Genomic DNA, 25,945 nt, shown 5'->3' with positions numbered 1-25,945 from the left:
CCCTTTCCGACCGTGCCCGCGAAGTTCATCCCAGCATGGAATCCCGCCTTGTTTCTTCCCGCCGTTCGCCGTGGATGGCGTTGATCGTTGTCGCGCTCATCGGCGTGTTCCTCGCGCTGTGGACGGACGACCTCTTCCAGCGCTCCACCCTGTTCCGGCCCGATGAAGGCCGCTATGCGGAAATCCCCCGCGAGATGGTGGCCTCCGGCGACTGGGTGACACCGCGTCTGAACGATCTCAAATATTTCGAAAAGCCGCCCCTGCAGTACTGGACGACCGCCGCCACGTTCGAGGCATTCGGGGTCAACGCCTGGGGTGCACGCCTGTGGCCGGTGCTGTTCGGCCTGGGCGGAATCCTGATGACGGCATGGACGCTGGCCGTCTATCGCGGCGGGCGCACGGCGGCGACGGGCGCAGCGATTTTGGCCTCGTCGCTGCTGTATCTGCTGTTCGGGCAAGTCATCACGCTCGACATGGGCGTGGGCTTTTTCCTGACCGTCGGTGCGTGCGGCTTTGCGCTGGCGCAGCGGTCGGGCGCATCGCGTGGCGGACGGCTCGGCTGGATGCTGGTGGTCTGGCTGGCGCTGGCCGGCGCGACGCTTACCAAGGGGTTGATCGGGCTGGTCGTCCCGGGCTTGATCGGCGTGGCCTATCTGCTGATGACGCGCGACTGGGCGCTGATCCGCCGCATGCATTGGCTGCCGGGCCTGGCGCTGTACCTGATCGCCACGGCGCCGTGGTTCGTGATCGTGCAGCAGCGCAATCCCGAGTTCTTCAACTTCTTCTTCATCCACGAGCATTTTCAGCGCTTCCTCACCAACGAGCACCATCGCAGCGGCAAGTGGTGGTACTTCATCGCGGTAGGCGCGGCCGGGTTGCTGCCGTGGACGCCGCTGCTGTTTGCGGCCATCGGCCGGCGCCTGGGCCGCGTGGCTGATCTCTTTGTCGGCACGCGGCAGTTTGACCTGATGCGCTGGTCGATTGCCTGGGCGGGGATGATCTTCCTGTTCTTCTCAGCCTCCAGCTCGAAGCTGCCCGGCTACATCGTGCCCGCCTTCCCCGCGCTGGCCATTGTGCTGGCGCTGGCGCTGGAAAAATGCCGACGCGCGCCGTGGCGTGGTCGCTGGGTGTCAATCTGCTGATCGCCATTGGGCTGTGGTTTGCCGTGCCGACGATCGGCGCCAAGGCCGGCGCAAAGATGCCCGCCGAACAGGTGGCGCTGGCCATGCCGGCACTTCGCGAAGTGATGGCCATGCTGGCCGTCGGCACGTTGGCCGCGCTCGCAGCCTTGCGCTGGCAGCGGCGCACCGTCGCCGTGATCGTGCTGTCGATCTCCGCCCTGTTCTGCTGGGACCGCGTACTCAACGCCACCGAGATCTTCCGCGATGCATTGTCTGCCCGCGATCTCATCGAAAAGACGCTGAATGCGACGGGCCCGATTCCGCCCGAAACGCCGTTCTACTCAGTCGAGTGGCTGGACCAGACGGCCATCTATTATCTCGGGCGGCCGATGACGCTGGTCTCGGGTTTCGACGAACTCGAAATGGGCGCCGGGCTTGAACCGAGCAAGGTCGTTGCCACCACCGACGAATGGATCCGCCGCTGGACCGACGGGCCACCCGCCTACGCGTTCATGCGCCGCACTACGTGGCAAAAGCTGTTGGAAGCCGGCGTGCCGATGCGGCTCGTGGCCGAATCCGCCGACAAGGTGGTGGTGGCGCGGCGGTAAGCCTCTCCAAACTAGCCGCCCCCCAAACAGGAAGGGCCGCAACATCTGCGGCCCTTTTTGTTACCTGCAGCGACTGCCGGCGCTTACCACGTACAACTGCCGCGCAGGAACGCCCATTCCTCACATTCATCGCCGCCAGGGCTCACGCAGATTCCCACATCGGCCCCGTTGGCGCGCGTGGAAAACTCAAGTTGACCGCCGCGCTGCAGGCAATACGTGGATGCCGGATTCGCCATGCCGGGCGTTGCGCGCGGCGGTTCGGTGTCAGCAGCAGGCGGTGCGGTGTAGGTCGGCGGCGGGGTCGGCACCGGCTGCATGGCAGGTGAAGGCGGCGGCGGCGTCGCGGGCGCAGGTGCGGGTGTTGGCGGGGGCGGCGGCGCGGGTTGGATGGTCATGCGCGGCGGCTCCCACGGAGGCATCGGCGACGAGCAACCCGCCAAGCCCATCGCCAGCACATAGGCGGCAACGGCGGCGGTCATGCGGGCCTGGCCAGCATCCTTGACGAGACAGACAGCGCGATTCATGCGTTTTCCTCCCGGAGTTCTGGTGAGCGCACGCAACAAGCGTGCTTGCCAACGCCTAGGATAGCTTACGCAACCGCGTGCCCATATGTCAGTCGGGCGATTGGACGAATGGACGATCGGGCGATCAAGCCGCCGCAGTCGACACCGGAAACCGCATGGTGATGCGAAAACCGGGCGCGGACGCATCCGCCGCCGTCGGTCCGACCGCGAGATCGCCGCCCAGGTGACGCACCAGCCGATCGACGATCGCCAGGCCCAGCCCGCAGTGCGCGTTGCCGCCCCGTGCCGGGTCCAGGCGCACAAGGGCCGCATGACGCGGTCAAAGTCGGCCGCGGGGATGCCGGCGCCGTGGTCTTCCACCGTCAGCGTGTAGCCAGTCTCGTCCACGGCGGTGCGCACGTTGACGGGCTCCGCGCCATACGCGAACGCATTGTCGAGCAGATTGACGACGATGCGCTCCAGATGCGTCGGCTTGAGACGGAAGCGGTCCCCCGCATGCAGTTCGAGCGCGACGTGCTTGCCATGCTCGGCAAACGGCTGCACCAGGCCGCGCAGATGCCGGTCGACCGACACCTCGCGCGCCTCGCTGTCGCCGCTCTGCGCGTAGGCCAGAAATTGCTCGACGATGGCCGACATGGACTCGACGTCGCGTTCGATACCCGCACCGGCTTTCTGGTCGACCAGCATTTCGGCACGCAGGCGCAGGCGTGACAGCGGCGTCTTCAGGTCATGCGCAATGCCGGCCAGCATGGTGTTGCGCTCTTCGTCAGTGGCGGACAGGTCAGCCGCCATATGGTTGAACTGCTCGGTCAACTGGCGAAGCTCGTAGGGGCCGCGCTCCTTGAGCGGGGGCACGTATCGACGGCGGGCCAGCGCACCGGCTGCATCGGCCAGTTCGCGCACGGGGCGTTGGATCTGCCACGCCGCGAAGAGCGAAAACGCAATCGCAATCGCCAGCACCACCATCACGCCCGGCACCACGGCGGAAATGGTGGGCGGCGCATGCACCACACCAGCGGCATGGCGATCCACTTGTTGCGCTGCGGAAAGCGCACGAACACGCGCGGCGTAGGGCCCGCTTCCAGCCGCAGCTGCGTGTCGGAAGGCAAGCGGCGCGCAAGCTGACGCACCAGTTCCGCAGACTTATCGGATGCCGACGAAGCGTCGCCCGCAGGCGGTTCATCGGTTTCGGTGACGAGATCAGGCAGCTTCACGCGCAGATGCCCATCCATCGCTGCCTGAAACGCCTGAAGCTGGAACGCCATCTGGTCTACCGACGCCTGGAACTGCCGCTCGCGCCGCTCCGCGCGCAGCACGCCGAGCCACGAGAAATGGCTGAGCACGAGCACCACCACGATCAGGACGGCCAGCCGGCCGAACAGCGTGTCGAATCTAGCCTTGAACTTCATTGACCTCTTCCCGCTCGTCCGGCACGAAGGTGTAGCCGCGGCCGCGTACGGTCTGGATATAGCGCGGGCGCTGCGCGTCTTCTTCCAGCACCCGACGCAGACGCCAGATCTGCACGTCGATGCCCCGGTCGGACACACCGCTGCCCGGTCCGTACATCAGCTCGACGATGTGCTCACGCGTGAGCACCTGCATGGCGTGCCCGATCAGCAGCTTGAGCAGCGCGAATTCGGTATCGCTGATGGAAAGCGCGCTGTCGCCGCGAAACAGCGTACGCATGCGGAAATTGAGCTTGAACGGGCCGAAGCTGAAGCTGTCGCGGTCTTCCGGCGCCGAGGCCGGCACGGCCAGGCGCCGGCGCAGCACGGCATTGATACGGGCGAGCAGCTCGCGCGGCGAGAACGGCTTGCCGAGGTAGTCGTCGGCGCCGATTTCCAGACCGATGATGCGGTCGATCTCGTCGCTGCGGGCGGTGAGCAGGATGACCGGCACGTCGTCGTTGCGGGCGCGCAGGTCGCGCAGGGCGGACAGCCCGTCCACCTTGGGCATCATCAGGTCGAGCACCACAAGCGCGGGGCGCTCGCGCTCGAGCCGGGCCGCAAGCCCATCGCCGTCGTGCAGCACGGAAACGGCAAAGCCCTGCTGGGTCAGGTATTCGCGCAGGAGGTCGCGCAGTTCGACGTCGTCATCGACGACCAGGATCTTGGTGCCGCTCATCTGTCTGGTGGAGTGTCTGGTAGACGCAGGAAGGTGTGCTCATGATAGCGACTGTGGCCGTCACGAATCGCGCGCACTTTCACCATATTGTTTCGCCCGGTAACACCGCAATGGGTTTGTAATCTGCCGTAATAGAACCCGCAGCGCGACTAATTCTGCGCAAAGACGTTGCCTTTAAGCTGCGGTCTGACTGGCACGGGCGCCCGCTATCATGTGCGCTCGTCCCCATATTGCCAAGAACAGGAACGCCAACATGTCCGATCCCAAGGACCAGAAGCCCGGCCAGTTTGACGACGCCGGTCGCCGTACACACGACGGGAAAGAGACGCCCCACGAGGTGTCTTCGACGCTGCTGCCGCCCCCGCGTGAAGGCGGCAAGCGGCGTCGCTGGGGTATCTGGGTGGTGATCGTCATCCTGGTGTTGATCGGCTATGCGGTCTATCACGCGAAGTATCGCAACGCGGGCGGTCCAGGTGGGCCAGGTGGGCGGGGGCCAGGCGGCCGCGGCGCCGCCATGGCCAACAAGCCGATGCCGGTAATGGTCGGCACGGCCGTCAAGGGCGACATCAACGTGGTGCTGTCGGCGCTGGGCAATGTCACGCCCGTCAACAACGTGACGGTCAAAACACGCGTGGACGGCCAACTCGTGCGCCTGGCGTTCACCGAGGGCCAGACCGTCAAGGCCGGCGACCTGCTGGCCGAGGTCGACCCGCGCACCTATCAGGCGCAGCTCGCGCAGGCGGAAGGTCAGCTGGCGCGCGATCAGGCGCTGCTGCAGAACGCGAAGCTCGACCTGCAGCGCTATCAGACGCTGCTCTCGCAGGATTCGATCTCCAAGCAGCAGGTGGATACGCAGGCCGCACTCGTGCGCCAATACGACGGCACGGTCAAGCTGGACCAGGGCAACGTCGACAACGCGCGCGTGCAGCTGTCCTACACGCGCATCACGGCGCCGGTGTCGGGCCGGGTCGGCCTGCGCCAGGTCGATCCGGGCAACATCGTGCATGCGTCTGACACCAACGGCATCGTCGTCATCACGCAGATCGACCCGATCACGGTCATCTATTCGATTCCCGAAGACAGCCTGCCCAAAGTCATGCCGCGCCTGCAGTCCGGCGACAAGCTGCCGGTGGAAGCATGGGACCGCAGCCAGACCACGCAGCTCGCGCGCGGCGTGCTCATGACAGTGGACAACACCATCGACAACACCACCGGCACGGTCAAGCTGCGTGCGCAGTTCCCGAACCAGAACGCGATGCTGTTCCCCAATCAGTTCGTGAACGTGCGCATGCGGGTGGATACGCTGCGCGACGTGGTGATCGTGCCGGGCGCCGCCATCCAGCGCGGCACGCAGGGCACCTTCGTCTACGTGGTCGGCGACGACAACAAGGTAGCGCTGCGCGTGGTCAAGCTGGGCGTGACCGAAGGTGAGCGCGTGTCGGTGGCGCAAGGCCTGCAGCCCGGCGAGCGCGTGGTGATTGACGGGGCCGACAAGCTGCGCGACGGCTCGCCGGTTGAGGTGATCCAGCCGGGTGCCGCCGCAAGTGTCCCCGCCGCCGGCCAGGCCATCAGGGCGGGCGTCATCGCCGGGGCCAGGGCGGTGCTTCAGCACCCGCCGCGAGTGCGCCGGCTGCCAAACCGTAAGCCCTGAGTCGTGCATTGCGTGCACGCGCCTGACGAAGTCTTCTGTTCCGAGCTGGCATGAATCCCTCCCGAATCTTCATCCTCCGGCCCGTGGCGACCACGCTGTTGATGGTCGCCATCCTGCTCTCGGGCCTGGTGGCGTACCGGATGCTGCCGCTCTCTGCGCTGCCGGAAGTCGATTACCCGACCATCCAGGTGACGACGCTGTACCCGGGCGCCAGCCCCGACGTGATGACGTCGTCCATCACCGCGCCGCTCGAACGCCAGTTCGGGCAGATGCCGGGCCTCAAGCAGATGACGTCGTCCAGCTCGGGCGGCGCCTCGGTCATCACGCTGCAGTTCGATCTGTCGCTCTCGCTCGACATTGCCGAGCAGGAAGTGCAGGCGGCCATCAACGCGGCCGGCAACCTGCTGCCGAACGATCTGCCGATGCCGCCGATCTACAGCAAGGTGAATCCCGCCGACGCGCCGATCCTCACGCTGGCGATCACCTCCAACACGATGCCGCTGCCCAAGCTGGAAGATCTGGTCGACACGCGCATCGCGCAGAAGCTGTCGCAGTTGCCGGGCATCGGTCTGGTCAGCATCAGCGGCGGGCAGCGGCCGGCTGTGCGCATTCAGGCAAACACGTCGGCGCTGGCGGCGCTGGGGTTGTCGATTGACGACATCCGTACCGCCATCGGCACCGCCAACGTGAATGGCGCCAAGGGCAGCTTCGACGGCCCGGCGCGCGCGTCCACCATCGACGCGAACGACCAGCTCAAGTCGGCCGCCGAGTACGGCAAGATGATCGTCGCCTACAAGAACGGCGCACCCATCCGCCTGACCGATGTGGCGCAGATCGTTGACGGCGCCGAAAACAGCAAGCTGGCCGCGTGGTCCAACACCACCCCCGCCATCATCCTGAACGTGCAGCGCCAGCCGGGCGCCAACGTGATCGAAGTGGTCAACCGCGCCAAGGCCTTGCTGCCGCAGCTCAAGGAGACGCTGCCCGGCAACGTGGAAGTGTCGCTGCTGACCGACCGCACCACGACCATCCGCGCCTCGGTATCGGATGTGCAGTTCGAGCTGATGCTCGCCGTGGCGCTGGTCGTGATGGTGATCTTCCTGTTCTTGCGCAACGTGCCGGCCACGGTCATTCCGGCGGTAGCGGTGCCGCTGTCGCTGGTCGGCACGTTTGGCGTGATGTACCTGGCAGGTTTTTCGATCAACAACCTCACGCTGATGGCGCTGACCATCGCCACGGGTTTCGTGGTGGACGATGCGATCGTCATGATCGAAAACATCGCCCGCTACATCGAAGACGGCGACCCGCCGATGGAAGCCGCACTCAAGGGCTCCAAGCAGATCGGCTTCACGATCATCTCGCTCACCTTCTCGCTCATCGCGGTGCTGATTCCGCTGCTGTTCATGGGCGATGTGGTGGGGCGGCTGTTCCGCGAGTTCGCCATCACGCTGGCGGTATCGATCCTGATCTCGGCCGTGGTGTCGCTCACGCTTACGCCGATGATGTGCGCACGCCTGCTTAAGCACATTCCCGAAGCCGAGCAATCGCGCTTCTATCACGCTGCGGGCGCGTTTTTCGACAACGTCATCGCGCGGTACGGCCGCATGCTGCAATGGGTGCTTGACCGGCAGAAGACGACGCTGCTGGTGGCCATCGGCACGCTGGTGCTGACGGGGCTGCTGTATGTCGTGGTGCCCAAAGGCTTCTTCCCGGTGCAGGACACGGGCGTCATCCAGGGCATTTCGGATGCGTCGCAGTCGATCTCGTTTTCGGCCATGGCCGAGCGGCAGCAGAAGCTGGCCGAAGTCGTACTCAAGGACCCGGCGGTCCAGAGCCTGTCGTCGTTCATCGGCGTGGATGGGGTGAACACCACACTCAACAGCGGCCGCATGCTCATCAACCTCAAGCCGAAGGACGAGCGCGACGCCGACGCCACCGAGATCATCCAGCGCCTGCAACCCGAACTGGCCAAGGTGGCGGGCATCTCGCTGTACATGCAGCCGGTGCAGGATCTGACGATTGAAGACCGCGTCAGTCGCACGCAGTACCAGTTCACCGTCGAAGACCCGGACCCGAACAACCTTTCGAAGTGGGTGCCGAAACTGGTCGAACGCCTGCAGCAGACCCACGAGCTGCGCGACGTAGCAAGCGACCTGCAAGACAACGGCCTGCGCGCCTACGTGCAGGTCGACCGTGACAAGGCGGCGGTGTACGGCATCACGATGGCGGCCGTCGACAGCGCGCTGTACAGCGCCTATGGCCAACGCCTGGTGTCGACCATCTTCACGCAATCGAACCAGTACCGCGTGGTGCTCGAAACCGACCCGAAGATGCAGCTGGGGCCGCAATCGCTGTATGACCTGCACGTGGCATCCAGCGGCGGCCAGCAGATTCCGTTGGGCGCGTTTGCCACGGTGGTGGAGCAACCCGGTTCGCTCGTGGTGAACCATCAGGGCCAATTCCCGGCGGCGACCATTTCGTTCAACCTGGCGCCGCGTGCATCGCTGGGCGCAGCGGTCGACACCATCAATGCGGTCGAAGAGGAAATCGGCTTGCCGGCCAGCATGCAGACGAGTTTCCAGGGCGCGGCGCTGGCGTTCCGCGCGTCGCTGTCGAACCAGCTGTGGCTGATCCTTGCGGCCATCATCACGATGTACATCGTGCTGGGCGTGTTGTACGAAAGCACGATTCACCCCGTGACGATCCTGTCGACGCTGCCGTCGGCCGGCGTGGGCGCCCTGCTGTCGCTGCTGGTGTCGGGCAAGGACATGGGCATCATTGCCATCATCGGGATCATCCTGCTGATCGGCATCGTCAAGAAGAACGCGATCATGATGATCGACTTCGCGCTGGAGGCCGAACGCGAGCAAGGCATGGCCCCGCGCGATGCCATCTACCAGGCGTGTCTGCTGCGCTTCCGCCCGATTCTGATGACGACCATGGCCGCGCTGCTGGGCGCCCTGCCCCTGATGCTCGGCACCGGCGTGGGCTCCGAGCTGCGCCAGCCGCTGGGCATCACGATGGTGGGCGGCCTGCTGGTCAGCCAGGTGCTGACGCTGTTCACCACGCCGGTCATCTATCTGGCCTTCGACAACCTTGGCGCACGCATGCGCGACTGGCGCGCGCGCCGTGCCGCCCGACGCCACGGTGCGGCTGGTGCCAACGAATCTGGCGGACCGCAATGAACCTGTCCGCCACTTTCATCGCGCGGCCGGTTGCCACGGCGCTGCTGACCATCGGTGTGGCGCTGGCCGGTATCGCGGCGTTCCGCCTGCTGCCGGTGTCGCCGCTGCCGCAGGTGGACTTTCCGACCATCTCGGTCAGCGCATCGCTGCCGGGCGCCAGCCCCGAGACCATGGCGGCCACCGTGGCGACGCCGCTGGAGCGCTCGCTCGGCCGCATTGCCGGCATTACCGAGATGACGTCGTCCAGCTCGCTCGGTTCGTCGCGGATCACGCTGCAGTTCGATCTGTCGCGCGACATCGACGGCGCGGCGCGCGATGTGCAGGCGGCCATCAATGCTTCACGCAGCCTGCTGCCCTCCGGCCTGCCGAGCAACCCGACGTATCGCAAGGTCAATCCGGCCGACGCGCCGATCATGATCGTCGGGCTGACGTCCGACACCAAGTCGCGCGGCGAGCTGTACGACGCGGCCTCGACCATCCTTGCGCAGAAGCTGTCGCAGATCAACGGCGTGGGCCAGGTCACCATCGGCGGTGCGTCGCTGCCGGCGGTGCGGGTCGAGCTGAACCCGATGGCGCTGAACAAGTACGGCATCTCGATGGAGACCGTGCGCACCGTCATCACCAGCACGAACGCGAACAAGCCCAAGGGCATGATGGAATCCGGCGACCGCGTCTGGACCATCTACGCCAACGACCAGGCCAAGAAGGCCGTCGAATACCAGTCGCTCATCATCGCCTGGCGCAATGGCTCGCCGGTGCGGCTGGCCGACGTGGCCGAGGTGACTGACAGCGTGCAGGACATCCGCAACTACGGCTCGGCCAACGGCAAGCCTTCGGTGCTGCTCATCATCAGCCGGCAGCCGGGCGCCAACATCATCGACACGGTCGACCGCATCAACGACATCCTGCCGTACCTGCGCAATACCATCCCCGCGCAGATCAACCTCGATGTGATGATGGACCGCACGCCCACCATCCGCGCCTCGCTCAAGGATGTGGAGCGCACGCTGGTGCTGTCGATCGCGCTGGTGATCATGGTGGTGTTCCTGTTTCTGCGCAACGTGCGGGCGACGCTCATTCCGAGCGTGGCGGTGCCGGTCTCGCTCATCGGCACATTCGGCGTGATGTACCTGTGCGGTTACAGCCTCGACAACCTCTCGCTGATGGCGCTGACCGTCGCGACCGGCTTTGTCGTGGACGATGCCATCGTCGTGCTGGAAAACGTCTCGCGCCACATCGAAAACGGCATGCGGCCCATGCAGGCTGCGCTCAAGGGGGCGCGCGAAGTCGGCTTCACCGTGGTGTCGATGAGTCTTTCGCTGATCGCCGTCTTCATCCCGCTGCTGATGATGGGCGGCATCGTCGGCCGGCTGTTCCGTGAGTTTGCGGTGACGCTGTCGGTCGCCATCCTGGTGTCGCTGGTGGTATCGCTGACCACCACGCCGATGATGTGCGCACGCTTGCTGAAGCCCGCCGCCGAGGAAGAACACGGCTGGTTCCATCGCAAGACGGAAGGCTTCTTCACCTTCCTGCTCGACCTCTACCGCAACTCGCTGGCGTGGGCGCTGCGGCACAGCTGGCTCACGCTGCTGATCCTGTTGGCCACGGTGTGCCTGAACGTCTACCTGTACATCATCGTGCCGAAGGGGTTCTTCCCGCAGCAGGACACGGGCCGGGTGATCGGCTTCATCCAGGCGGACCAGTCGATCTCCTTCCAGGCGATGCGCACCAAGTTGACCGACTTCATCACCATCGTTCGGCAAGACCCGGCGGTGGAGAACGTGGTGGGCTTTACGGGCGGCAGTCAGCGCAATACCGGGCAGATGTTCATTCAGCTCAAGCCGCTGGCCGAGCGCAAGATGTCGGCCGACCAGATCATCAACCGATTGCGCGGCAAGCTTGCACGTGAGCCGGGCGCGAGCCTGTTCCTGCAATCGGTACAGGACATCCGGGTGGGCGGTCGGGCCAGCAACGCGCAGTACCAATACACGCTGCAGGCCGACGACCTGAACGAGCTGCGCGCGTGGGATCCGAAGATCAAGCAGGCGCTCACGCAGGTGAAGTCGCTGACGGACGTCAACACCGATACGCAGGACAAGGGCCTGCAGACATCACTCGTCATCGACCGCGACAAGGCCAAATCGCTCGGCATCAACCCGAGCGATGTCGACAACGCCCTGAACAACGCGTTCGGGCAGCGCCAGGTATCGACCATCTACAACCCGCTCAACCAATACCGTGTTGTGATGGAAGCGGCGCCGCAGTACTGGCAGAACCCCGACGGCCTGCGCGACATCTACATCATCACGTCGACGGGTGCGCAGGTGCCGCTGTCGACCTTCTCGCATTACGAGCCCACCAACACGGCGCTGGCCGTCAATCACCAGGGGCAGTTTGCGGCCAGCACCATCTCGTTCAACCTCGCGCCGGGGGCATCGCTGTCGGGTGCCACGCAGGACATCCAGGATGCGATGAACCGCATCGGCGTGCCGTCCTCCGTGCACGGCAGTTTCCAGGGCACCGCCAAGGCGTTCCAGGATTCGCTCTCCAGCCAGCCCGTGCTGATCCTGTTTGCGCTCATCACCATCTACATCGTGCTGGGCGTGCTGTACGAGAGCTACGTGCATCCCATCACGATTCTCTCGACGCTGCCCTCGGCCGGTGTGGGGGCGCTGCTGGCGCTGATCATCACCGACACGGACTTTTCGATCATCGCGTTGATCGGCGTGATTCTGCTCATTGGCATCGTCAAGAAGAACGCCATCATGATGATCGACTTCGCGCTCGAGGCTGAGCGCAGCCAGGGCATGAGCCCCGCAGATGCGATCTTCCACGCCTGCGTGCTGCGTTTCCGGCCGATCCTGATGACGACGATGGCCGCGCTGCTCGGCGCCCTGCCCCTGGCGCTCGGCCACGGCGACGGCGCGGAGCTGCGCACGCCGCTGGGCATCTCCATCGTCGGCGGCCTGCTGGTCAGCCAGATCCTCACGCTCTACACCACGCCGGTGGTCTACCTGGCGCTCGACCGGCTGCGCCTGCGTCGCGCCGGCCGCAGCAAAGACGCACCGCTGCCCGCATTGGATTCGCAAGGAAGCTGAACATGACAAGAGGCACCCAAGCCCTTCGCACCTCGTTGCTCGCGCTGGCCGCGTGCGCGCTCGTCTCGGCCTGCGCGGTCGGGCCCGACTACAAGCGGCCCGATGCCGAAGTGCCGCAGCAATACAAGGAAGCCGGCGACTGGAAAATCGCCGACCCGAGCGACGCCATCGCCCGCGGCAAGTGGTGGGAGATCTTCAACGACCCGCAGCTGAACGCGCTGGAAGAACAGGTTGCGGCCGCCAACCAGAACATCTTGGTGGCCGAGGCGCAGTACCGCCAGGCCCAGGCGCTGGTGCAATCCGCGCAGGCTTCGTTCTTCCCGACGCTGGGTGCCAGTGCGTCCGCCACGCGCAGCCGTTCCGTGCGCACGTCGGTCAATCCGGACGGCAGCCTGTCGACCGGCAACCCGAGCCTGCTCAATTCGCAGAGCCTGTCGCTCAACGCCAGTTGGGAACTCGACCTGTGGGGCCGCATCCGCCGATCGGTTGAGTCGAACAAGGCCAGCGCGCAAGCCAGTGCAGGCGATTTATCGTCCGCTTTGCTGTCGGCCCACGCGACGCTTGCGCAGAACTATTTTCAATTGCGTGTCACGGATACCCAGAAGGCCGTCTTGCAGCGCACCGTTGCGGACTACGAGCGCTTCCTGAAGCTCACGCAAAACCAGTACGCCGTGGGCGTGGCGCAGCGCTCGGATGTGCTGACCGCGCAGACGCAGCTCAAGCAGTCGCAAGCGCTGCTGCTGGATACGGAAGTCACTCGCGCACAGCTTGAGCACGCCATTGCAGTGCTGATCGGCAAACCGCCGGCGGAGTTTTCGCTGGCGCCGGCCACCGCTGCCAGCGTGGCCGACTTGCCGGCACTGCCCGCCATTCCGCTGGAAGTGCCATCGGCCGTGCTGGAGCGGCGCCCCGACATTGCCGCCGCCGAGCGCCGCATGGCCGCTGCCAACGCGCAAATCGGCGTGGCGAAGGCCGCGTATTTCCCCACGCTCACGCTGGGGGCATCGGCTGGTTTGGCGGCCAACACGCTTTCGCGCCTGGCGACGCTGCCCAGCCGCGTCTGGTCGATCGGCCCGACGCTGGCGGCCACGCTGTTCGATGGCGGCGCGCGTGCAGCCGCTGTCGACAAGGCCGGCGCTGCTTACGATGCGTCGGTCGCAACGTACCGGCAGACCGTGCTCGGCGCGTTCCAGGATGTTGAAGACAACCTTGCCGCGCTGCGCTGGCAGACGCAGGAATTTGCGGTACAGGCGGACGCCGTCAAGGCCGCACAGGAAGCCGCGCAGCTCAACCTGAACCGGTATCGCGCCGGCACGGTGAGCTTCCTGGAAGTCATCACGGCACAAGCCACGGCCTACAGTGCCGAGCGCACGCTGCTCACGCTGCAAGGCAAGCAGTATTCGGCAGCCGTGCTGCTGGTGAAGGCGCTGGGCGGCGGCTGGCACGGCGAAGTGCCGGTGGTCGGCCAGGCGGCGCTGCAGCCGGCTTCCGCCCCGGCCGCCCAATAACCCTTCTGGCATTGCCGGTGGCCGACGACGTTTCGCCGCCGGCAATGTCCCCTTGTGCGTAAGCACGCACGCAGTCGGATAGTTCCCCCTATAATCGTCGGAATTTGTTCCGGACCGTCCCGATCATGTGGGCGGGCGGGTGCAGCAGCAGGCGCGCAAATTGCGTCGTCCGATGCCTTGCAAGCTCGCCCCGGTGCGATCCCGACCGTCCGTTTGCCTGCCACCATGTCCGCCGCGCGCGTGGTTGCCGACGCAGTTGCCCCGATTCACGCGCGCCGTTCAACTGATTCCGCTCTCTCTGATGATCCGATCCGCGCTTCCCCGCTCCGCCAAGTTGCTGGCCACCGCCCTGGGCGCCGCCACGCTGTTCACCGCCCTGCCTGCGCAGGCTGACCCTTCCGTGCGCGTCATCTACGGCCGTGACAACAGCCACGGCATCGAGAAGTACGGCGTCGATCTGGATTTCGATTCGGGCTTCCACTGGGGCAACCCGCAAGGCTGGTTCGTGAACCTGGATTGGGAAGTGGCGCTGGGCCAATGGCGCTCGACCAAGGGCACCAACCGCCAGAACCTGACCGAATTCGGCGTGACGCCGCTGTTCCGCATCGAAAAGCGCGGCGGCTCATGGGTGCCGTTCATTGAAGCTGGCATCGGCCCGCGCCTGCTCTCGCACACCCGCACGTCAGATGAGCACAACTTCAGCACGGCCTTCCAGTTCTCCGACATGATCGGCGTGGGCGTGTCCTTCGGCAGCAAGCAGCAATTCCAGATGGGCTACCGCTTCGAACACCTGTCGAACGCGTCGATCAAGCGCCCGAACCCGGGCACGGATCTGAACGAGCTCTACTTGCGTTACACGTTCTGAGTTTCGAGCGTTTGCAACGCTTGAAGAAAGCCTGCCTTGCGGCGGGCCGTTTTGTTTGGGTGCGCGGTAGCGGATCAGCGCGCGTCGGCTTCGCCGTCGAGATCGCGATTGCGCGATCGCATGCCCATCAGCCGCTCATAGTTGAGCGAGGCATGGAAACCCACGCCGTTGCCGCCGGCACGTTTGACTTCATACATCGCCGCGTCGGCGTTGCGGATGAGCGTCTGCGCGTCACGCCCGTCAGTCGGATACAGCGCCACGCCGGCGCTCACGCCCATCGACAGCACATGGCCCTCCACACGGAACGGCGTCTGCAATTGCTCGATCAGGCGTTCCACGGTTTGCGTCACATCGTCGCGCGTGGCGCAGTGCGTGAGGACGGCGACAAATTCATCGCCGCCCAGGCGGGCCACCGTGTCGGAGGCGCGCAGGCCGCTGCGCAACCGCATGGCCGTCGCCTTCAGGACGAGATCGCCAACCGCGTGGCCATACTCGTCGTTGACCGGCTTGAAGCGATCGAGATCGATGAACACGACCGCGACCTGCCCGCGCGCGCGCGCGCCGCCTGAATGGCGACGAACAGGCGATCGCGAAGCAAACGTGCATTCGGCAAGTCCGTCAGCGGATCATGCAGCGCGAGGTGGTGCGCCTGATCCAGCGCCGTGCGCCGCTGCGTCACGTCGAGCAGCGTGCCGCTTACGCGCGTGGCCATGCCGCGTGCATCGCGCTCCGTCACGCGCCCGCGGGCGGCCACCCAGATCCATTGGCCATGGCGCGCGCGCATGCGCTGCTCGATTTCAAAGCTGTCGGCATCGCCGCGCATATGGCGATAGATACGCCGCGCGCTCAATGCTGCGTCTTGCGGATGCACCATGGCGAACCATGCATCCGGATCGTTGGGCAGATCCGCCGGCTCGTAGCCGAGCATGTCGGCCGTCCGGCGGTTGAACGACACATGCCGCGCGCGCGTCGACCAGTCGAACGTGCCCAGCCCCGCGCCGTCCAGCACATAGGCCAGCCGTTGCTCCGACGCGCGCAGCGATTCCAGCGCCAGGCGCCGCGCGGTCACATCCTGCATCTGCACGACAAGGTGCTGGCTGCCGTCGTCGCGCGCAACGGCCACGTCGGCCTGCACCCACACGGTTGTGCCGTCCTGGCGGACCAGGCGCGTCTCCATCGACAGCGCATCGCGCTGGCCGGCGAGCAGCGACTCGACACCATGTCGGGTGCGTTCAGTGTGATCGGGGTGGCACAGGTCGAACAGATCGCGCGTGCGCAGCGCCTGTGCTTCGTGACCGGTCAGCGCGCACAGCGCACGGTTCACGTCGAGGAAGCGACCCTCTGGCGCGCACAGGCCGATTCCTATCGGCGAATGTTCGATCGCAGCCTTGTACAAGTGGTGGTCCTCAAGCATGGCGATGCTGTTTCGCGAATGCGGCAGTCCCGGGGGTGGCTGATGTGGTGGCCATCGCGCCGCGGGGTCCATGACGCAATGGCTGCGTCAGGCGCGCGCGGTGGCGGTTGGCGTGATCCCCGTAACCGGTCTCGTGGTCTGTGCGGCCCAGTTGACGGCCGGCAATGACAGACCTTGGTGCGTTGCAAGCGCACGAATCGAGGCGGACTATAGAAGCCGCGAGTTAACGGGGCAATCCCTTCCCGCGAGGGGACATGGACCGCGAGCGCGCTTTCGGTCCCCTCGTGCGCGAAATGACGCGAAGGAAACGCGCCCCGCGTCATTCCCGTCTGCGTTTGTCGACGTCGATTGTCGACATCTGCCCGACGTCGCCGGACATCGGACAAAACTGTACACGGGCGCCCGTTGCGAAGCAGCTAGCCGTTCGGTTAGGTCGCACAGGCACTGCCCGAACGCAACCGTTTGCCACATGGCCGGGCGGCAATCTCCACATTGCGAATGTCTTAAGGTGAAGACAAGGCCCCTTGAACTCATCCGGAAGGACGAAACGCGCAATCGGACAGCTCCGTTACTATTCTTCAATATCGCTTCGGGGGCGAATTCAAACACGGCGAGCCGCGGCACCAGCGCACGCGGTTGTAGGAGGTCGTATGGAATTGAGTTTTGTCGCCCCCGGCACGCAGACACATCGGTATGCGCTCAAGCTTGCGGGCCTGCCCGAAGGCACCGAGCCCGGCACGGCGCCAGTCGACCCGGCCTGGGTGGACGATGCCCTCACCGCCGCCGTGCGGGTATTCGATGCGCATCGCGTGCACTTTGCCGACGCCTACTTCGCCTATCGCGCACGTGAGACCGCGCAGCACTCCACGCGCGCTGGAAAGACCTCGTCCGCACGCGTTGTCGGCGACCTCCACGACGACACACCGCTGCTCGCGGATACGTTTGCGATTGCGCAGCTGGCAGCACTCGTCTCGTTGGAGGCGTCGGGCGTGGCCGACGTCATCGACGTTCACCTGGTGGTGGAACGCCTGCGTGACGATGCCCCGGTCCCGCCCGCCGATGGTATCGGCGATGTGGCGTTCGTCACGGAAATCGCTGCCGGCCTGCAGAGCGTGGGAAGCCGGCATTGACGCAGGAGGGCCCCTCACGGGCCCTTATGCGGGGGCCGTTCCTGCACGATGACTGGTTGCGGCTCCGTCGGCGCGCCGACGGCATCGGCGTCACGGAACGTCCAATACCGGTGCACCAGAAAGTTGAAGACTGCCGTGATGGCCGAGGCGAATACCTGCGCGATCAGGTAATACAGGCCGATCCCGAGGCCGATGGCCATGATGGTCGCATTGCATCCCAGGGCGAGGAAGGCCACCAGACCGAAGCGCACCATCGCGCCGATGTGCCCGCGTGTGCTGTTGAAGACGGCCTGCCGGCTGATGAAGTAGTTGAGCGTGGCACCGATCACGCTGCCCGCCACCGATGCCCGCCACGGCGACACCCCCACCTGCACGAGTCCGAACAGCCCCACATAGTGCGCCAGCGTTGCGCCGCCGCCGATGACGACATAGCGCGCAAACTGCTCCACCACCGCCCAGAAATGCTGCCGAGACGCCATGCGCGCGCTCACCCCATCCACGTTGGAACCGCCATTGTGCTCGATCATGACGGGCTGGCCGCAACTCCCGTGCCACCGTCCCTGCACAATCAATAAGTGCGCTTAAAGTTGTGCAACATTTGGCCGTATAGAAACGTGGGGCCCCGCGCGGCTGTGGGGCCCCCATTGCCATGCTCGAACTTCAACCTCTCGACATTCCGCTTGCGATCCCCCTGCCGTGGCCGATGCTTGACGCCGACGGGCAGCTGCTCGTCCCGAAAGGCGACGTCATCCACTCGCCGGAAGAGATCGATCTGCTGTGCACGCTGCACCGCCCGCACCGTCTGGCGGACGGCACGCCCGCGCCTGCGCCCGCGTTTGCAAACACGCAGTTCCCGAACACGATGTTCCCGGACATGGGCGACGACCCTGAGGGCGAACGCACGATCGCCATGGAGCTGCTGGGCCTGCGCCCCGGCGGCATGCTGACTGTGCGCCTGACGGCGGGTGCCGGCCAGACCAAGGGCGCCGCGCGCGTGATGGGCTATAGCCCGCAACGCCATCTGCTCATCACCATGCCCACCGACAGCGGCCGCACCGTCATGCCGGTCAAGGACGAACTCGTGGAAGTCCACGCCTTCTCGGGCGAGGGCATTGCCAGCTTCGAGTGCACGGTGATGGCGGTGTGCCGCATCCCGTTCGAATACGTCGTGTTGTCGCCGCCGCGGCGGATCAAGAGCCGCACGCTGCGCAAATCGCTGCGCGTGCGCGCCAACGTGGTGGGCAAGATGCTGGTGAGCGGCGACCCGCCGCGCATGATCCATATTTCCGACATCAGCACGACGGGCGCGTCGTTCCGCTCTGCGCATCGGCTTGAAGTCAGTGGCGCGCCGGCCCGCCTGCGCTTCCGCGTGAAAACGCGCGACTACCACTCCGAGCTGGTGGCCGCCGCCCTCGTCCGCAGTGAAAAGCCGGCCGACCTGCCCAATGTCTATCAATACGGCGTGGAATTCATCGAACTGGTCGCCGCCCAAAAGATGCTGCTGCAGTGCTTCATCTATGAGCAGTTGCTGTGGGGCGGCCAGCGCATGGTGTAACGGGTAGAAGGACTGATATTCGCGCTGCTTTTATCAGAATTAATTACCGCTAAACGTTAAAAACACGGGCCGGAAGCGCCCGAAAACATGCCGGCGATCGGCCACCCTGGCCGGTTTTCGGCTTATGATGCCGCAGGCTGGCTTTTGACAAAGCTCTACAATTGACAGTGCATCAAGCGTACGCATTTCCGTTTTAAAGGCATTTGCAGGACGATCCCCATTTATGAGCCGCGCAAGGTCTGCCGCGCCATCGAGTCTGGATCCCATCTCCGGATTGCCGGACCGCGAACGATTCGTCCAGCTGCTGGCGGCCATGCCGCAACCGGCTCGCCAGGACGCAATCGGCGCGCTGCTGCTCATCGGCTTCGACCATTTTGCCGAGGCGACCAACACGCTCGGGCCGCTGGCCGCGCGAGAGGTCATCGTCGAATGTGCATCGCGGCTTCAGACGCTGAGCGTGCCACCTGCGGATGGCATTGCCCCTATCGTCGGGCGCATCGGCCCCGAGACCTTTGCCGTTGCCTGCGCAGACTTCGTCTCGGCACAGGATGTGCACGACCTCGCGCGGCGGATTTCCGCGGCGCTCACGCGGCCTTTCATCACACACGGTTACGAGCTGGTCTGCTCTTGCAGCATCGGCATGACGCTTTTCGAAGGCATGCCCGCCGATGCGGCACGGCTGATTGAACAGGCCGACCGGGCGCTGTATGGCGTACAGCACGGTGCCGAACCCAGCCCCGCGTTGTATGCCCCGGCGGCCATGCCTCCACGCACGGGCCCCAACGTCGCCCATGCCGACGGATACGACGCCGTCGCCGAACACCCGCGCCTGGCCGCGCAACTCCGCCACGCGCTTGCCCGCCGCCAGTTCAGCCTGAACCTCCAACCCCAGCTGAGCCTGACCGACGGACGGATCGTCGGCTACGAATTCTTGCTGCGCTGGATTTCACCCGAGCTGGGAGGCGTGGCACCAGCCGATTTTCTGCCGATCCTGGAGCAGACCGGCGACATTCGCGAGGTCGGCCACTGGGTGCTCGACAACGCCGCGCAGATGCTGGCCGGGCTGGTGCGCGAAGAATCGCAGCGCGCAGGGCGCAACAGCCGGCATCAGCCGGGCGTGCATGCCGCCGTCAACTTGTCGGTGGCGCAGCTGCTTGATCCGCAATTGAGCGATGTCGTGCGCGAGATTGCCGCGCGACACGCGGTGCCGACCGCACGGCTGGTCTTCGAGATATCGGAACACACGCTGCACCGCGCCAACGGCTCAGCGCAGAAGGCCGTGGACGCCCTGCACGCCAGTGGCGCACGCGTGGCTGTGGAAGATTTTGGCGCCACCGCGCACAGCCTTGATTGCCTGGCAACGTTCCGGCCGGACCAGGTCAAGCTCGATCAGGCCATCGTCAACGCGGTGACCAACGCGAGCGACCACGCGGCACTGCAACGTCTGGTGACTGCCGCCCACGGTGCGGGCGTGCCCGTCACGGCCACGCGCGTGGAAACGGCGGCGCAGCTCCATGCGCTGCGTGCCTGCCGGTGCGACGTCATCCAGGGCTACCTGCTCTCGCAGCCCTTCCCGGCCCGCTGGATCGACGACACGCAAGACGTGATTGCCGAACGCGCGCGCGATCTGCTGCCGTGAAAAAGAACGCCCTCCCGCTGGAAAGCGGAAGGGCTTAGGTGCTTGCGCGTGTGCTGCTTATGCGTGCTCGACGCGGAAGACCGCCACCGCGCTGCGCAGCGCCTCAGCCTGTTCTTCCAACGATTCCGCCGCAGCGGCTGCTTGCTCGACCAGCGCCGCATTCTGCTGCGTCACCTGATCCATCTGCGTGACGGCCTGGTTGACCTGCTCGATGCCGCTGCTCTGCTCTTCCGACGCGGCGCTGATCTCGCCCATGATGTCGGTCACGCGGCGCACGGCCACCACGACCTCGTCGATCACCGTGCCGGCTTCCGCCACCAGCGCCGAGCCGTTCTGCACGCGGCCCACCGAATCCCCGATCAACTCCTTGATCTCCTTGGCGGCCGTGGCGCTGCGCTGCGCGAGGCTGCGCACCTCGCCGGCAACGACAGCAAAACCCCGGCCCTGCTCGCCAGCGCGTGCGGCTTCCACTGCGGCATTCAGCGCCAGGATGTTGGTCTGAAACGCAATGCCCTCGATCACGCCGATGATGTCGGCGATCTTGCGGCTGCTTTCGTTGATGCCGGCCATGGTGTCGACCACGCGGCCCACGACCTCCCCGCCCTTGACAGCAATGTCCGACGCGTTGACGGCGAGCGCGCTCGCCTGGCGTGCGTTGTCGGCGTTCTGCTTCACGATGCTGGTCAGTTCCTCCATGCTCGACGCGGTTTCTTCCAGCGACGAGGCCTGTTGCTCCGTACGCTGCGAGAGGTCGGCATTGCCGGCGGCAATCTGCTTGGTGGCGCTGGCGATCGAATCCGAGCCCGTGCGCACCTGCCCGATGATCTGCTGCAGGCTCGTTTGCATGGACGACACGGCGTGCATGAGCCGTGCGGTTTCGTCGCGGCGGCCGGCGGCGGTCTGGCCTTCCATGCGCGTGGCGAGGTCGCCGGAGGCCATGCGCTCGAACACCTGAATGGCGCGTTCCAGCGGACGCACCACCGTGCGGCCGAGCACGCCGCGCGCCACCACCGACAGCACCAGCGCAGCGGCCAGCAAGCCGCCCGAGATCCAGATGCTCATCGCATAGCGCGATTGGGAATGGTCGAAGCGTTGCTGACCGTACTTGAAGCGCGCCCCGACCAGCGGCCCGAGCGCCGCGTCGTAGTCGACAAACAGCTTCGGCACCAGGTTGGTGTTCAGCTCGCGATACGTGGTGAGGTCGCTGCGCTCCAGCGCGGCAATGGCCGGCTCCAGCGCGGTCTTGACGAACTTGGTGCGGGCGGCATCGGCGGCTTGCAGCTGGGCGCGGTCCGCATCCGGAATCGGCAGCTTCATGAACTGCGCCCACGCCTCGTTGGCCGAATTGACCATGGTGTGCGCATCGGCCAGCAACTTCTTGAGCTCTTCCGGCGACGAGACCGCATCGAAATTGGTCAGGTGGATGCGCGCCCACAGCAGGTTGATGGTGTCTTTGGCCAGCAGGTCGAGGCCTTTGGCATCTTCCAGATACACCGCGCGCAGGTCTTCATTGGTGGCCCGGCCGGTGGTGATGCCGGCGAAACCCACCACCGCAATCATCACGGCAAATACCGCGACCAGGAACGTCAGCCGCGTGCGAATGCTCGTATCCATCCACTTCCACATGTGTTTTCCCCTGCATGGTTGGCCCGTGTGGCGCCGAGATCGTTTCCCCGCGCCCCTCTTCAGGCACCCTGTTCACTCCCAAAGGTGCTAACGGCAGCGGACGGCAGAAGTAGAGGGCAGCGCCCGGAATGTCCGGAATGCGTCGCAAGTGATATGCAAGACGACAAAAAGATGCGATCGACGCACCCCACGTGCGCGGGCTCGCACTAAAATGCCGGTTGCGCCACCGCAGGGGTGGCAATCACGCGAACATCGTGCGGGATACCGCACGGCTCACAAGGGATCGAGATGAAGAAACTGATCGCACTGCTGGCCCTGGGCTGCGCCGTCCTGGCAGGCTGCAACACGATGGCAGGCATGGGCAAGGACATCCAGACCGGTGGCCAGAAGCTGGAAAACGCGGCTGACAACACCAAGCAGAAGATGTAATGAAGCAACGGCCGGGCGACCCCTGGCCTGCGCTGCAAAACGCCGCCCGTCGCGGCGTTTTCTTTGGAGCCGCTACAGCAGTTCTTCCGGCGTAAACGGCGCCAGCATCTGGATCCACGTCCGGCGGCCCAGGCCGACTTCGGGCTCGTGATCGACCACGACCTCCTTGCCGTTCTCATGCGTGGTCCAGCGCAGGTGGCCGTCGTCCTTGGTCACCCGGTAGGCGCTGTCGCGCACCGAGTCGTCGAACAGCTTGGCCACCGCCTCCGCCAGCACCGGGCTGCGGATGATCAGCCCCGTTTCCGTATTCAGGCCGATCGAGCGCGGGTCGATGTTCATTGAGCCGACAAACAGGGTGCTGCGGTCGACCACGATCGATTTCACGTGCAGGCTGGCCTGCGACGAACGGAACGTGCCGATCATCCTGGGGCGATCCCCCAGCGTCGGGCGCAGTTCGTACAGCTCGACACCGTCGTCGATCAGCGCGCTGCGATATTTCGCATAGCCGACATGCACGATGGGCGCGTCGGTCGCCGCCAGCGAATTGGTCAGCACACGCAGACGCACGCCGCGATCCTGCAGGCGCTTGGCCACCTCGATGCCGCGCTTGCCCGGCACGAAGTACGGTGAGATGAGCACCACCTCGCGCTTGGCCTCGTCAATCAGGCGCAGAAGCGTCTGGGCGAGACGCTCACCGCCAGGTTCCACCTCATCCCCCGACACCTTGGCCGGACGATCGACGATGACCTGCGCAGGCGCCCATTCCAGGCGCAGGCGGCCACGGGCAATCTGATCGGCGAGGAACCAGTCACGCGGGGCAGGTTTGAGCGGCAAGGGCTGCTCCGGCGCCGGGCTGGCGAGGTCAGTCCGGTTGCGGCGCTGCTCGAGCTGCGAGATCGTCTTGTCAGGCGAGGCCTTGCCGGAACCGGAGCCTGAACCCATGTCGATCGGCCGGGTCGGCACGTCGATATGCTGGGGCGGCCCTTCCGGCCGGTTCGGCATCGTCACGGGTGTGGGATAGTTGCCGTCTTTCTGCGCGGGCGGATGCGCCGTGCTCGGTTCGAGCGCCAACGCCTGCACCGGATAGGCAAATTCGCTGTTCCAGTACGCATCGAACGCCGACGACAACTGGCGCACCGCCGGCCCCGCGGCCAGCACGTCCAGGTCGACAAAGTTGGTGGTCTCGTTCTGGGTGAAATACTCGGCGCCCAGATTGCGCCCGCCCGTCACGGCCAGCGCGTTGTCGGCAATGAAGGCCTTGTTATGCATGCGACGGTTGACGCGGCGGAACTCAGCCGCACCGCTCAGGTACCGCGTGACGTTCGACATGCGGCCGCCAGGAAACGGGTTGAACAGCCGTACGTCGATGTTCTTGTGCGACGAAAACTTCAGGAACGCCAGGTCGCGCCCGTCGCTGTGCAGATCGTCGACCAGCATGCGTACGCGCACGCCCCGGTCGGCAGCGGCCCGCACATGGCGCATCAGTTCGCGCACGCTGTTGTCGCTGGCGATGATGAAGTACTGCAGGTCCAACGTACGCTCGGCCCGGTCGGCCAGTGTAAGCAGCGTGGCATAGGCTTCTTCGCCCGAGGATCAGCCGGAAGCCGGACACATCGGCCGACGGCGCATTCGTCTGCGCGAGGCGCCCCAGCGAGGTGGCCGATTGGGCATTGGCCAGCGCCGTCGTCACGGGCCGATCGACATGCTCGGGCAGGCTTGCGCAGCCGGTCAGCAGCGCGATGGCCAGCCAGGCAAGCCAGGCGCGTAGAAGCGCGGTCGGGAGGTTCCTCGGGTGCCCTTGCATGTTCGAATGTCGGTTGGGTACGGCGGGTCGAGAGGACGTTGACTTCACACCAGCATGCGGCGTGCCTGACGTGGACGCCGCAGCCAGACTACGCGAGATATCCGCCAGGGCAATATCCGTGTTTGTCCGACGCCACCTGGACCGTGTCAAAATGGCCAACGGTGTGCCGTTTCCCCCGACGCTCCCAATGCTGACCAACACCACGGCATTTGCCGCCTTCCTCTTTCTTGTGCACTGCGTGGGCGTGCTCGCTGCCATGCATGCCGTGCTGACCGTGCGTACGTCGCAGGGCGCCATCGCGTGGGCCATCTCGCTGGTCACGCTGCCGGAATTCACGCTGATCCCCTATCTGATCTTCGGGCGCAGCACCTTTGCCGGCTATGTGGATGCACGCCGCTTTCACAACGCCCGCCTGCGAGAAATCACCCTCTCCGACGACTGGCGCCGCCTGCGCGACCATGAATCGAGCGTGGTCGCGCCGCAACACACCTGCATGCAGGCGTTGCCTCGCCTGACCGGCACACCGTGCCTGGCGCGCAACCGCGTGCGATTGCTTGTCAACGGCGCAGAAACCTTCGATGCGATCTTTGCGGCCATTGAGCAGGCGCGCCGGGTGCTGATCGTGCAGTTCTTCATCGTGCATGACGACACGCTCGGGCGCCGCCTGGCCGAACTGCTGCTCGACCGCGCGCGTGCCGGGGTGCGCGTGTACTTTCTCTTCGACAGCATCGGCTGCCACGCGCTGCCCCGCCACTATGTGCACCGGCTCGTCGAAGGCGGCGTGCTGGCCAAGCCCTTCTCTACCCACGCCGGGTTCGTCAACCGCTTCCAGCTCAACTTCCGCAACCACCGCAAACTCGTCGTGGTGGACGGCGAGCGCGCTTACGTTGGCGGCCACAACGTCGGCAACGAATACATGGGCGAAAAGCCGCCGCTTGCACCGTGGCGCGATACGCATATCGAGATCGTCGGTGCCGCGGTCATGGACTTGCAGCTGACCTTTGCCGAAGACTGGTATTGGGCTGCCCACGAAGTGCCGCAACTGATCGTGCCCGAACTGCGGCCGGAAGAAGACATGGTCTGCCAGGTGGTCGCCAGCGGCCCGGCCGACAAACAGGAAACGTGCTCGCTGTTCTTCATGGAGGCCATTCAGTCGGCGCGCAAGCGGCTGTGGATCACGTCGCCGTACTTCATTCCGGACGAAGCGGTGTTTGCTGCGCTGCGCCTGGCCGTGTTGCGCGGCGTGGACGTGCGCATCCTGATCCCGTCGCGGCCGGACCATCACATGGTGTTCCTGGCGTCGTCGCTGTATGCATATCAGGCGATCCGCGCGGGCGTGAAGATCTACCGTTACCTGCCCGGCTTCCTGCACCAGAAGGTCGTTCTGATCGACGATGAGGCCGCCGCCGTGGGCAGCGCCAACCTCGACAACCGCTCGTTCCGCCTGAACTTCGAGCTGATGATCATGACTGCCGACCCGCGCTTCGCCAACGACGTCGCGCAGATGCTGGAAGTCGATTTCGCCGAAGCCGCCCGCGTCGGCCGAGACGAATACGAACACGCACACCCGCTGCGCCGCGTGATCATGCACGTGGCCAAGCTATTCGCGCCCATCCTGTAGTCAGCGTCACGCCCGGAATTCGCCCGCAAGAAGCGGAGCGCAC

14 protein-coding genes and 5 pseudogenes are annotated in these 25,945 nt (G+C 65.5%); 11 read left to right on the top strand and 8 right to left on the bottom strand.

Going from position 1 to position 25,945, the window contains the following annotated elements; all coding sequences use genetic code 11:
- Positions 1–35 precede the first annotated feature (35 nt).
- Positions 36–1,729, top strand: a pseudogene (locus OWR21_RS10640) (phospholipid carrier-dependent glycosyltransferase).
- 83 nt (positions 1,730–1,812) lie between these two features.
- On the opposite strand, the gene OWR21_RS12635 reads toward OWR21_RS10640, so the two are convergent.
- From OWR21_RS12635 to OWR21_RS10625, 3 genes and pseudogenes are all read right to left on the bottom strand, one after another.
- Positions 1,813–2,253, bottom strand: coding sequence for a putative hemolysin (locus tag OWR21_RS12635; RefSeq protein ID WP_442968619.1), 441 nt, complete (start codon positions 2,251–2,253; stop codon positions 1,813–1,815).
- Between the two features lie 124 nt (positions 2,254–2,377).
- Positions 2,378–3,662, bottom strand: a pseudogene (locus OWR21_RS10630) (ATP-binding protein).
- On the bottom strand, positions 3,646–4,377 hold the full coding sequence (locus OWR21_RS10625) for a response regulator (protein ID WP_147214728.1): 732 nt from the start codon (positions 4,375–4,377) through the stop codon (positions 3,646–3,648). Before OWR21_RS10625 ends, OWR21_RS10630 begins: the two are co-directional and overlap by 17 nt.
- 253 nt (positions 4,378–4,630) lie before the next feature.
- On the opposite strand from OWR21_RS10625, the pseudogene OWR21_RS10620 reads away from it, so the two are divergent.
- From OWR21_RS10620 to OWR21_RS10600, 5 genes and pseudogenes are all read left to right on the top strand, one after another.
- Positions 4,631–6,021, top strand: a pseudogene (locus tag OWR21_RS10620) (MdtA/MuxA family multidrug efflux RND transporter periplasmic adaptor subunit).
- Positions 6,022–6,078: 57 nt separating this feature from the next.
- Positions 6,079–9,213, top strand: a complete 3,135-nt coding sequence (locus OWR21_RS10615) for an MdtB/MuxB family multidrug efflux RND transporter permease subunit (protein ID WP_332395203.1) — start codon at positions 6,079–6,081, stop codon at positions 9,211–9,213.
- Entirely contained in the window at positions 9,210–12,311 is a 3,102-nt protein-coding gene (locus tag OWR21_RS10610) for a multidrug efflux RND transporter permease subunit (RefSeq protein ID WP_332395202.1), read from the top strand. The genes OWR21_RS10615 and OWR21_RS10610 overlap by 4 nt, the downstream gene beginning before the upstream one ends.
- A gap of 2 nt (positions 12,312–12,313) precedes the next feature.
- Positions 12,314–13,819, top strand: a complete 1,506-nt coding sequence (locus OWR21_RS10605) for an efflux transporter outer membrane subunit (RefSeq protein ID WP_332395201.1) — start codon at positions 12,314–12,316, stop codon at positions 13,817–13,819.
- Between the two features lie 301 nt (positions 13,820–14,120).
- Positions 14,121–14,684, top strand: a complete 564-nt coding sequence (locus OWR21_RS10600; protein WP_332395200.1) for an acyloxyacyl hydrolase — start codon at positions 14,121–14,123, stop codon at positions 14,682–14,684.
- Between the two features lie 74 nt (positions 14,685–14,758).
- Here OWR21_RS10600 and OWR21_RS10595 read toward each other — a convergent pair.
- Positions 14,759–16,098 (bottom strand): annotated as a pseudogene (locus tag OWR21_RS10595) (diguanylate cyclase domain-containing protein).
- Positions 16,099–16,748: 650 nt separating this feature from the next.
- Here OWR21_RS10595 and OWR21_RS10590 point away from each other — a divergent pair.
- Entirely contained in the window at positions 16,749–17,228 is a 480-nt protein-coding gene (locus tag OWR21_RS10590) for a hypothetical protein (RefSeq protein WP_332395199.1), read from the top strand.
- Between the two features lie 14 nt (positions 17,229–17,242).
- Here the strand turns inward: OWR21_RS10590 and OWR21_RS10585 are convergent, their stop codons facing one another.
- Complete coding sequence (locus OWR21_RS10585; protein WP_147214734.1) at positions 17,243–17,755, bottom strand: GtrA family protein; 513 nt, start codon at positions 17,753–17,755, stop codon at positions 17,243–17,245.
- A 122-nt stretch (positions 17,756–17,877) separates the two neighbouring features.
- Between OWR21_RS10585 and OWR21_RS10580 the strand changes: the two genes are divergently transcribed.
- Together OWR21_RS10580 and OWR21_RS10575 are read left to right on the top strand one after the other, a co-directional pair.
- Positions 17,878–18,783: a flagellar brake protein gene (locus tag OWR21_RS10580; protein ID WP_316876504.1), complete on the top strand. Its 906-nt coding sequence runs from the start codon at positions 17,878–17,880 to the stop codon at positions 18,781–18,783.
- A gap of 223 nt (positions 18,784–19,006) precedes the next feature.
- On the top strand, positions 19,007–20,422 hold the full coding sequence (locus tag OWR21_RS10575) for a bifunctional diguanylate cyclase/phosphodiesterase (RefSeq protein ID WP_316891295.1): 1,416 nt from the start codon (positions 19,007–19,009) through the stop codon (positions 20,420–20,422).
- A gap of 57 nt (positions 20,423–20,479) precedes the next feature.
- Here OWR21_RS10575 and OWR21_RS10570 read toward each other — a convergent pair whose 3' ends face one another.
- Positions 20,480–22,048, bottom strand: a complete 1,569-nt coding sequence (locus OWR21_RS10570) for a methyl-accepting chemotaxis protein (protein ID WP_332395198.1) — start codon at positions 22,046–22,048, stop codon at positions 20,480–20,482.
- Positions 22,049–22,336: 288 nt separating this feature from the next.
- On the opposite strand from OWR21_RS10570, the gene OWR21_RS10565 reads away from it, so the two are divergent.
- A complete protein-coding gene (locus tag OWR21_RS10565; protein WP_009240575.1) occupies positions 22,337–22,477 on the top strand; it encodes an entericidin A/B family lipoprotein in 141 nt (46 codons plus the stop codon).
- Between the two features lie 72 nt (positions 22,478–22,549).
- Here OWR21_RS10565 and OWR21_RS12630 read toward each other — a convergent pair whose 3' ends face one another.
- Positions 22,550–23,419 (bottom strand): phospholipase D-like domain-containing protein, encoded by an 870-nt coding sequence (locus OWR21_RS12630; protein WP_442968620.1) that lies wholly within the window; start codon positions 23,417–23,419, stop codon positions 22,550–22,552.
- 219 nt (positions 23,420–23,638) lie between these two features.
- Positions 23,639–24,010 (bottom strand): annotated as a pseudogene (locus tag OWR21_RS12625) (phospholipase D-like domain-containing protein); the annotation flags it as partial.
- Between the two features lie 458 nt (positions 24,011–24,468).
- Here OWR21_RS12625 and cls point away from each other — a divergent pair.
- Positions 24,469–25,902, top strand: coding sequence for a cardiolipin synthase (cls, locus tag OWR21_RS10555; RefSeq protein WP_147214739.1), 1,434 nt, complete (start codon positions 24,469–24,471; stop codon positions 25,900–25,902).
- Positions 25,903–25,945 lie beyond the last annotated feature (43 nt).

The sequence above is a fragment of the Ralstonia sp. 1B3 genome (genome assembly GCF_036631435.1).
Note: the sequence above shows the minus strand (reverse complement) of the source record. Positions and strands in the feature narration are given on the sequence as shown.

Bases quoted from the DNA above. Each gene is read 5' to 3' on its own strand.
- OWR21_RS10600 (WP_332395200.1), top strand. From the start codon at position 14,121: ATGATCCGATCCGCGCTTCCCCGCTCCGCCAAGTTGCTGGCCACCGCC.
- OWR21_RS10580 (WP_316876504.1), top strand. From the start codon at position 17,878: ATGCTCGAACTTCAACCTCTCGACATTCCGCTTGCGATCCCCCTGCCG.
- OWR21_RS10605 (WP_332395201.1), top strand. From the start codon at position 12,314: ATGACAAGAGGCACCCAAGCCCTTCGCACCTCGTTGCTCGCGCTGGCC.
- cls (WP_147214739.1), top strand. From the start codon at position 24,469: ATGCTGACCAACACCACGGCATTTGCCGCCTTCCTCTTTCTTGTGCAC.
- OWR21_RS10575 (WP_316891295.1), top strand. From the start codon at position 19,007: ATGAGCCGCGCAAGGTCTGCCGCGCCATCGAGTCTGGATCCCATCTCC.
- OWR21_RS12630 (WP_442968620.1), bottom strand. From the start codon at position 23,419: ATGGGTTCAGGCTCCGGTTCCGGCAAGGCCTCGCCTGACAAGACGATC.
- OWR21_RS10610 (WP_332395202.1), top strand. From the start codon at position 9,210: ATGAACCTGTCCGCCACTTTCATCGCGCGGCCGGTTGCCACGGCGCTG.
- OWR21_RS12635 (WP_442968619.1), bottom strand. From the start codon at position 2,253: ATGAATCGCGCTGTCTGTCTCGTCAAGGATGCTGGCCAGGCCCGCATG.
- OWR21_RS10590 (WP_332395199.1), top strand. From the start codon at position 16,749: ATGGAATTGAGTTTTGTCGCCCCCGGCACGCAGACACATCGGTATGCG.
- OWR21_RS10625 (WP_147214728.1), bottom strand. From the start codon at position 4,377: ATGAGCGGCACCAAGATCCTGGTCGTCGATGACGACGTCGAACTGCGC.
- OWR21_RS10565 (WP_009240575.1), top strand. From the start codon at position 22,337: ATGAAGAAACTGATCGCACTGCTGGCCCTGGGCTGCGCCGTCCTGGCA.
- OWR21_RS10615 (WP_332395203.1), top strand. From the start codon at position 6,079: ATGAATCCCTCCCGAATCTTCATCCTCCGGCCCGTGGCGACCACGCTG.
- OWR21_RS10570 (WP_332395198.1), bottom strand. From the start codon at position 22,048: ATGTGGAAGTGGATGGATACGAGCATTCGCACGCGGCTGACGTTCCTG.
- OWR21_RS10585 (WP_147214734.1), bottom strand. From the start codon at position 17,755: ATGATCGAGCACAATGGCGGTTCCAACGTGGATGGGGTGAGCGCGCGC.